The organism is Ruegeria meonggei (genome assembly GCF_042768335.1).
Classification (GTDB): domain Bacteria; phylum Pseudomonadota; class Alphaproteobacteria; order Rhodobacterales; family Rhodobacteraceae; genus Ruegeria; species Ruegeria meonggei.
On the sequence record NZ_JAXHBT010000003.1, the window covers coordinates 100,903 to 109,802 of the forward strand.

8 protein-coding genes are annotated in these 8,900 nt (G+C 55.3%); 4 read left to right on the top strand and 4 right to left on the bottom strand.

Features of this window, described 5'->3' with window-relative positions:
* Positions 1–11: 11 nt before the first annotated feature.
* The 3 genes from SJY13_RS23115 to SJY13_RS23125 all read right to left on the bottom strand — a co-directional run bounded on the left by SJY13_RS23115 (position 12) and on the right by SJY13_RS23125 (position 3,849).
* Complete coding sequence (locus SJY13_RS23115; RefSeq protein WP_377194801.1) at positions 12–626, bottom strand: polysaccharide biosynthesis/export family protein; 615 nt, start codon at positions 624–626, stop codon at positions 12–14.
* 107 nt (positions 627–733) lie between these two features.
* A complete protein-coding gene (locus SJY13_RS23120) occupies positions 734–3,175 on the bottom strand; it encodes a tetratricopeptide repeat protein (RefSeq protein ID WP_377194803.1) in 2,442 nt (813 codons plus the stop codon).
* An 83-nt stretch (positions 3,176–3,258) separates the two neighbouring features.
* Positions 3,259–3,849 carry a sugar transferase gene (locus tag SJY13_RS23125; protein ID WP_377194805.1) on the bottom strand — a complete coding sequence of 197 codons (591 nt, stop codon included), beginning with the start codon at positions 3,847–3,849 and terminating at the stop codon, positions 3,259–3,261.
* Positions 3,850–4,614: 765 nt separating this feature from the next.
* Here SJY13_RS23125 and SJY13_RS23130 point away from each other — a divergent pair.
* The 4 genes from SJY13_RS23130 to SJY13_RS23145 all read left to right on the top strand — a co-directional run bounded on the left by SJY13_RS23130 (position 4,615) and on the right by SJY13_RS23145 (position 8,736).
* A complete protein-coding gene (locus SJY13_RS23130; protein ID WP_377194807.1) occupies positions 4,615–5,472 on the top strand; it encodes an ExeA family protein in 858 nt (285 codons plus the stop codon).
* A 79-nt stretch (positions 5,473–5,551) separates the two neighbouring features.
* Positions 5,552–7,015, top strand: coding sequence for a GumC family protein (locus SJY13_RS23135; protein WP_377194809.1), 1,464 nt, complete (start codon positions 5,552–5,554; stop codon positions 7,013–7,015).
* Between the two features lie 31 nt (positions 7,016–7,046).
* Complete coding sequence (locus tag SJY13_RS23140) at positions 7,047–7,871, top strand: CpsD/CapB family tyrosine-protein kinase (RefSeq protein ID WP_377194811.1); 825 nt, start codon at positions 7,047–7,049, stop codon at positions 7,869–7,871.
* The gene (locus SJY13_RS23145) at positions 7,852–8,736 is read left to right on the top strand and encodes a glycosyltransferase family 2 protein (RefSeq protein WP_377194813.1); all 885 of its coding nucleotides are present in this window, start codon (positions 7,852–7,854) and stop codon (positions 8,734–8,736) included. Before SJY13_RS23140 ends, SJY13_RS23145 begins: the two co-directional genes overlap by 20 nt.
* 66 nt (positions 8,737–8,802) lie before the next feature.
* Here the strand turns inward: SJY13_RS23145 and SJY13_RS23150 are convergent, their stop codons facing one another.
* A complete protein-coding gene (locus tag SJY13_RS23150; RefSeq protein ID WP_377194817.1) occupies positions 8,803–8,892 on the bottom strand; it encodes a VPLPA-CTERM sorting domain-containing protein in 90 nt (29 codons plus the stop codon).
* Positions 8,893–8,900 lie beyond the last annotated feature (8 nt).

An 8,900-nucleotide genomic window follows, 5' to 3' on the forward strand; every position in this document is an offset into this window, starting at 1 on the left:
CTGTATAGCCCCTATTCGAACAAGCGGCGTGCTGGTACGACAACAACGTCTCCGGGTTTAAGTATGGTATTACCTTGAATGCCACCGCCCGAGCCCTTGTAGTTATAAGTGTATCTGTTCATCACGCCTGTTTTAGTGTCAGCCCGACGCAATTCGATGCGTTTACGAGCCGCGAAGTTGGTCAGGCCGCCGGCCTGCGCCAAAACCTGAAGAATTGTTGTACCCTCGGAGGCAAGATATTTTCCAGGTATGGTGACCTCGCCCATTATGAAGACCTCGATCGTTGGTCCGGTCGGGGCAAGCCCGCCCAGCAAGGGAGGCGGTGCAAGCGATGCGATCGAGATGAATACGGTCGGCGGCGTATTGAAATTCCTGGACAGCGCCGAAGAGAGAGATGAGCTTAACCCGTTGGTGGATTGACCCGCGGCCCGCAACGAGCCGGCAAGTGGAAAGTTGATAGAGCCATCAGGCAGAACCAGAACGGTTCGGTTGAGGGTGGGATCTTCCAGAACCTCGACCTGAAGCGCATCACCCGGCTGGATTTGATATGAGCCTTGTGCGGATGATCCCGTTGCCGCGAACATGGCAATGACAAGGGCGATTAATGATCCGATAACTGTGCGCATATTCAAATCTCTCACTTTTCCCTTTATTTATGCATTCAGGTAGCTTGCAAAACAATCCACAGGATATTTGAAGAGGGCAAGATGCGGCAGAAATGCAGCGCTCTTTTTTATTGCCCGGCGATGTTTGCAGCGCTCAATTGTTCAATTTCTTCCTCAAGTGTTGGGGAAAGATTTAAGGCAACCCCGGTCTTCTGCGCAGCCTGATATGCGCGCAGGGCGTCTTCCTTCCGGTCAACTGCGGCGTAGGCCTTGCCCAGATGATAAAGAACCAGAGGCTGGTCCGGAAAGGCTCTGGCCGCAGGTTCGAGATAAATAAGTGCTTCTTCATAGCGGCCCAGCCGATAGGCAACCCAGCCATAGGTATCCTGATATGTGGGTATTCTTGTACCACGCAGTCGTCGCGCCAGATGCTGCGCCTGCTGCAGGCTTTCGTCATCGCTGCGGTGGGTCGTCAGAAGGCTTGCCAGGTTGTTGGCCACAACCAGAGATCGGTTGCTGAGCGGGTACAGCTTTTCATAGACCGCAATCGCCTGGTCCAGTTCTCCGGCGCGTTCGTGCTCCGCTGCCAGTAGCATCAAAAGATCGGGGTTTTCCGGCAGGGTGGCCAAAGCTTCTTTCAATACGGCTCGGGCCTGCTCTGGCTGTTCGCGCTGAATCTCCAGTGAAAACAGGGTGGTCCAGGCGCGGATCGCATCCGGACGATCTTTGAGGATCGCGCGGTAGAGCTGCGCGGCTTCGTCGAACTTGCCTTCACCGGTCAGAACACGGGCTTTCACAAAACGCAGGTTCAACGAGTCCGGGTCTTCCGCAAGCAACTCATCAAGGCGTTCGGTGGCACCGGTCACGTCGCCCTGTGTCAGCATCAGGCGGATAAGTGCAATATCGGCGGACAGGCCGAATTCAGGGTCGTTTGCCAGTTCTTCCAGAAAAGCCGCCAGTTCATCCTTGCGTTCCTGGGTCGACAGCATCTGTGCTCTGAGCTCGTTTGACCGCCGCAGCGCATCGGGTTCGTCCAGATCGCGGACAGTGTTCAGCACCACTTCGAGCCGCTCCCAGTTCTGCAGGTTCAGATACACACCGCCGAGTGCCAACAACAATTCCGGGTTTTCAGGATTTTGCTTGAGAGCGTCGATCAAAATGCGTTCGGCGATTTCCAGATCGCCCCCTGTAATCAAGTGCTGGGCATAGTTCAGTGTTTCTTCCGGTGCACTCTGGGAAACCTCTGTCGCAAGTGCCAGCATTTCGCCCATTAGTTCCTGGTCGCCGTTGCGCTCATGCGCATGGGCCATCAAGGTCATAAGCCGCGAATCCCGGGGGGTTTGGTGCAACGCTTCGCGCAAAAGCACGATTGCGTCGCCGGTTTTGTCTTTTTCGATCAGCCAGGCTGCCTTCAGTTTCACAGCTTCGGCCTGTGTCGGGTCTTCGGTCAGGACCTGCTCGATCACAGCCCGACCTTCCGCAGGTTCACCGACAATCAATAGCATCCGGGCGAACTCTACCTCGCTTTCGCGGGTCTGTGTGGTCCGTTCGGCACCTTCAAGCAATTCCCGCATCTCGCCAAGCGCGGTTTGCGTGTCTCCGAGCTGGAATTTCAGAGCCGACCGCATGGTCTTGAAACGCGGCGTATTAATCCCGCCCGTCGCGATGATGCCATCCAACTCGGCAATTGCTGCGTCGGTGCCACGATGCTCTGCCAGAAACGCTATGAGCCTCTGTATCGAAAACGAATCCTGCGCCTCGGGCTCTGCCTTGTCGCGCAAAACGCCTTCGGCGGCATCCAGATTGTTTTGGTCGACATAGTGTTCGAAAAGCGTCTGCTGCACGCTTGTGTCTTCAGGGAAGACCTGCAGCATTTGCATCAGCTGCTTTTCGATTTCCTCAGGTTCTTGCAGTTCTTGCAAGGCACGGAGTTTGATGGCGTACAAATTGCCTTGCTGCGGTGCAAAGCCAAGGGCCGTATCGGTTTCTCCCAACACGGCCGCCCAGTCCTTAGAACGGACCAGATCGTCGATGACGATCTGCCGCGCGGTCATCAGGTCGGGGCGTTCATTCAGTATTTCATGGGCAGCGTCGATGGTGAGGTTTGCCTCAACCGCATTGTTGGCCTTGACGGCCTCGGTATAGGCCAGTGTGTTGTTGAGGGACTTGATTTCGATGTCATCGGGGGCAAGGTCTTTTGCCACCCCGGCGTGGCGCCGCAAATCTTCCCAGCTTGCTGTTTCCAAAGCCATCTCGGCCAGGGCGCGATGTCCTTCGAGATTGTCCGGATATTGCTCGACCAGCAGCAGATATTGCCGATAGGCGACGGGGATATTGCCGCGGTCGCGCTCGAGTCGGGCAAAGGTCAGGCGGGCTTCTTTGTGCTGGCCGTTCAGCTTGAATACGTTCTTGAATTCGACCAACGCACGCTGGACATCGCCTGCCTCCAGATGGGCCAGGCCAGCCTGGAAATGGGCTTCTGCGCGCTCCTCGGCCGAGTCGCATGCACTTAGAACCAAAGACAGGGTCAGAAAAACAATTGCCAGACGATTGCTGGCCAGAAGGTACATTCTTCTTATTATTGACATGCTCATTTACCCGGCGCCGTAGGATACGTGGTCGATCTGATTACACCCGGCAGCGGGTCCTGACGTCAACAGCCGGTGCCGCGCAGGACAACAGAAACCGTCCTCATCAGGATAGAAACATCCGACGAGAAGGACATGTTCTTCCAATACTCGGTATCGTGATGCGCGCGTTCGGCGAACGAGGAATTGTTCCGCTTTGAAACCTGCCATGCTCCGGTGATACCAGGAAGCATCGAATAGTAGGTTGTGCTGGGATATATGCTTTGCTGGTCCACCATCATGGGCCGGGGTCCGATCATGGACATATCGCCCACCAACACGTTCCAGAATTGCGGCAGTTCATCCATTGAGGACTTCCGCAAGAACGAGCCGAACTTGATGATGCGCGGGTCATTGCGTAGCTTCTGATTCCGGTCCCATTCCTTCCGCGCCTCGGGATTGGCCGCCAGATGGTCTTTAAGCACTGTCTCGGCATCATGTACCATGGTGCGCAGTTTTAGCAGCTTGAACACCCGACCGTTCTTGCCGACCCGTTCCTGCCGGTAAAACGGCGTGACGCCCTGAAAGGCCAGAAATACAGCAAGGGCCAAAACCAACGGCGCGACAAACGGAGTCGCAAGCAGCACGAATACAATGTCGAAGACACGCTTCCCCATACTTCTGTAAAACCCCGGAGACTGTGCCGAGGTCCGCACAACAGAGATGTCAGGATAGCCCGCGCCAGCGTTGGCTACCTCTTTCGAATGACTTGTCACTATTTAAACCCCCAAAACACAACTCATATTCAAGAACCACTTACAAAACTAAAGACCTTACTACGCTCAACCTCAAACTTACTTATATACAAAAAGTATTATATTTTTATGTCTGTTTAAGTTCTGCCCATACTCACATAACCGGCAGACCGCCTGTGACCAAGTGTTAACAAATTCCTGCCAGCTTGCAAAACATTAATAATGATGAGGGTCTTCCCAAGATCGTGACAACCCGGGCGTACTGAAGGCTGCCAATGCAAAATATTTACGCCAACCGGGCAATACATACAGCGTATTTGTTCGTAGGTGGGGATAATGAGTGATATTTGGCAATTTTGGTTCCAATTTGGGGGATAAGGTGCATTTCTGGCGAGCGGCGGCTTTTGAGTCTCACTGCTGCTCAATTAGGCAGTCTGCGCAAGGGTGTTGGGGAGACAATCACTTAGATTCCATCAGATTGGGCAGGCGAAAGCGTCTATTTGGTGACTGTGAATTTTAGTAATGCTCACTATCTTGATTTTATGGCAGAGTAGTCACCAAGTGCTTTTTTAGTTCATGTGATAAACTGCGTTGTATAAGGGTTTACTAGTGGTTCAGGGTGCGATTTCAGGTGATCTCAGGGGGGCTAAGATCAGGTTTGACAAGGCGGAAGGCAACCGTGGTGCAATGGCGTCCAGTGACGGGTTTTATCTAGACTTCTTCGGGCTGGACCGGCGACCCTTCACGCTGCTTCCGGACCCTGGGTTCATGTATTGGTCGCCGCTGCACAAGCGCGGCTATTCTGTCCTGCAATTCGGCATCATGAGCGGCGCACCGATCACGGTGCTGACGGGCGAGATTGGCGCAGGAAAGACAACCCTCGTTCAACACCTGCTTAGCGAATTGGAACAGTCGATCACGGTTGGATTGATCTCGAATGCTCAGGAAGGGCGGGGAGAGCTGTTGCAGTGGGTGTTACATGCTTTGGGCCTTCCGATCGAAAAAGATGCAACCTATGTGCAGCTGTTTCGGGCATTGCAGGATTTTCTTGTATCAGAATATGCCGCAGGGCGGCGCGTGGTTCTGATTTTCGACGAGGCGCAGAATCTGACGGTCGAAGGTCTGGAAGAAATCCGTATGCTGACCAACATCAACTCCAACACGGATGAGTTGATCCAGCTTGTTCTGGTCGGCCAGCCCGAGTTGCGTGATATGGTTTTGGACCCCAAGATGCGCCAGCTGACGCAGAGGGTGGCCGCAAGTTTTCATCTGGAACGGATGGATGAGGCCTCGGTCGAACGCTATATTAAACACAGAATGAAGATCGCCGGCGGCTCGGGCGAAGAGTTCACGGAAGACGCCTGCAAGATGATTTTCCAGCAGACACGCGGTGTGCCGCGTCTTGTGAACCAGTTTTGTGATTTCGCCCTGCTCTATGCCTGGACAAGTGAAGCGGACAAGGTGGATGAAGGCGTCGTAAATCAGGTGAGCGAGGATGGTGTGTTCTTTGGTGGGAACTCACTAGAGAAGGAGCTGATAGTCTGAAATGGGTCCCGTTCGTTACTATTCTTCCATTTTTCTGAGGCGACTCCCGTATTTCCTCATTGTGGCGTTGGTTGTTTCGATGACGTCAGTCATCATCGCGATGACTTTGCCGTCGACATATGTGTCGCAGATGCGGCTGATTGTTGAATCCCCTCAGATTCCGGGCAACCTTGCGGCCAGCACAGTCAATACTTCTGCAGGCGAACAGCTTCAGATCGTTGAACAACGCCTGCTGACGCGGCCAGTCCTTCTGGATATCGCCCGCCAGCTTTCCGTGTTGCCCAGCCAAGACGAAGCAACCCCGGATCAAATCGTTGACGCGATGCGGGCGAACACCCGAATCCGCATCAACTCGGGCTTGAATCAGGCCAGTCTGATGAGCATTTCTTTTGAGGCCCGGTCCGGTCAGATTGCCGCCGGGGTGCTCAATGAATACCTAACGGAAATCCAGAAGCTCGACGTGTCCTACCGCAAGGGGCGCGCGTCAGATACGCTGAGCTTTTTCCAGCAGGAAGTGGAACGTCTTGGCAACGAGCTGGATAAACGCAGCGCTCGTATTCTGGAATTCGAAAGAGAGAACTCCGGTGCCCTGCCCAGCAGCCTGCAGTTCCGGTTGGCACAGCAAGGGGCGCTGCAGACCAACCTCGAACAGACAGATCAGCAAATTTTCTCCAAAAAAAGCGAGCGGGAAAAACTCCTGGAGATTTACAGCTCGACCGGCCAGATCGTTACACCAGCGCAGCAAAACAGAACCCCCGCGCAGTTGCAGCTGGCGCAGTTGAGGAACGAGCTTGACGCGAAGCGCGCGATCTATTCGGAAGCCAACCCACAGATACGGCTTCTGCGGGCCAGAATTGCCAAGCTGGAAGAAACGGTTGCCGCCGAGCAGGCGGCCAATACCGCGCAGGTCAACCCTCAGACAGGCAACTCGTCACTGGACCTGCAACTGGCCCAGCTTGATTCCCAGATATCGGCCCTTGAGGATCAAAGGATTTCGATTGCGGATCGCCTTGCCAAGTTGACGCTGACGATCGACCAGACCCCGGCCAACGCGATCACGCTGGCCGAACTGCAGCGTGATCATGACAACATCCAGGCCCAGTACAACGGCGCTGTCGATCGTTTGGCAGCGGCATCGACCGGTGAACGGATCGAAGTGACATCGCAGGGTCAGCGCATTTCGGTGATCGAATATCCGGTGGCACCAAGTTCACCAACAAAGCCCAACCGCATGTTCATTGCAGCAGGGGGTATTGCCTTTGGAATTCTGCTGGGCGCCGCTTTGGTTCTGCTGCTGGAGGTCCTGAACCGATCCGTTCGCCGGCCCGAAGACCTGATTAACAAGCTGGATGTGTGGCCAATCGCGACCATTCCTTATGCACCTTCACGCGGTGAGATGATCCGACGCCGGGTCGTCTGGATTATGGTCGTTTTGGCCATTCTGATCGGCGCGCCCGCAGCGGTCTGGGCCGTGCATACCTACTATTTGCCGCTGGATCTGATCGCAGAGAAAGTGATCGACAAGTTGGAGGTTTACTGGTGATTTTTGCTTCTACAGGATTGGATAGGGCATAATGGACCGTCTTCAGGAGGCAATTCGCAAAGCCCGCGATGAGCGCGCAGGCCGCCAGACAGAACCGCCTGAACTGCCCGTGGCTCAGCAGCCTGCTCCACCGGAAAGCAGAGGTGGGGCCTGGGATGCTCTGCCAGAGTTGCAGATTGATCAGCATCTGATTACGCGCAATCGCCTGGTTGCCTATCACGGCGGAGCTGAGGCCGCGCCTTACGACATGTTGCGAACAAAGATGCTGCAGCAGATTCAGTCCAACGGCTGGCGTCGTGTGGCCCTGACATCCCCCTATAGCGGCTGCGGCAAAAGCACGGCCACAGCCAATCTGGCCTTTAGCCTGGGTCGGCAGAAGGACCTGCGTACGATTGTCATCGATTTCGACATGCGGCGCATGGGGCTGGCCGACATCCTGCGACAGACGGGCAATCACAGCATGGCCGACGTCATTCACGGAGACATTTCGTTTCAGCAGCATGCGCTGCGTCATGGCCAGAATGTCATCTTTGGGCTGAACTATTCTCCGACGCGCAATCCGGCTGAGATTCTGCAAAGCCGGGCAATGGTCGAAACGCTGGAGCGGATCGAAGAAGAGTACCAGCCGGATATCATGCTGTTCGATACCCCGCCGCTGATGGCGAGTGATGACAGCCACGGGTTTCTGAAGAACGTTGACTGTGCCCTGCTGTTGGGTGCGGCCGAAGAAACCAGCATCGACCATATTGATGTGGCAGAACAGCAGCTGGCGGAACTTACAAAGGTCATGGGCATCGTGCTGACCAAATGTCGCTATATCAGCGAGGCTTTCGGTTATGGTTACGGCTCTTACTGATCCGGTTCCGGCTGATGCGGTCATAATTCCCCATTACAACGATCTTCCCAGGCTGGAGCGCTGCCTGCGGGCGTTGATGGAGAATGACGTCGCCAACACCGAAATCGTGGTCGTGGATAATGCCTCCCCGATCTCGCTGGATGGGATGAGCCAGGCCTTCCCAGACGTGCGGTTCATAACCGAAACCCAAAAGGGCGCAGCACATGCCCGCAATCGGGGCGTGGCCGAAACCACGGCGCAGCGGTTGTTCTTCATCGATGCCGATTGTGTGCCAGCGTCTGAATGGCTGGCGGTCGGCCGCGAGATTGCAGACCGGGCCGATCTCATCGGAGGGCGGGTTGACGTCTTTGACGAAACCCCACCACCACGCAGCGGTGCCGAGGCGTTCGAGGCAGTTTTTGCCTTCAACTTCCGCAGATATATCGAGGTTCAGGGGTTTTCCGGCGCGGGCAATCTGCTGACCCGGCGCGATGTGTTCGACGCGATTGGCGGGTTTATCAACGGCGTCTCGGAAGATCGGGAATGGACCATGCGGGCAGTGTCGCGCGGGTATACTCTGATTTATGAAGACCGGTTTCGAGTCAGCCACCCGTCGCGACAGGACTGGCCCGCGCTCAAGACCAAATGGCGCCGGACAACGCAAGAAGCCTATCAGTTGAACGGAACGAGTTTGTCGGCGCGTCTAAGTTGGGCGCTGCGCGGGCTAGCCATGCCAGCAAGCGCAGTGGTGCATACGCCCAAAGTGCTTGCCAGCAAGAAACTGGCATCATCGGGTGAGATCGTGCGGGCGACGGCAATTTTAATCCGTCTCAGATGCACGCGCATGATCTGGATGTTGTGCCAGGCGCTCGGAAGGTCCATCTGAGCAAAACACAAAAATAAAAGGACCGTTTCCAGCCCTTTTACCATAACATCTGTTATTGGGGTCTTGTTATGCCGTTTTACGGCGGCGAACCAAGACCAAGCCACCCAGCGCCGTGAGAAGCAACACTCCGCCTGCTGGCAGCGGAACCGCAGCCACATCGAAGT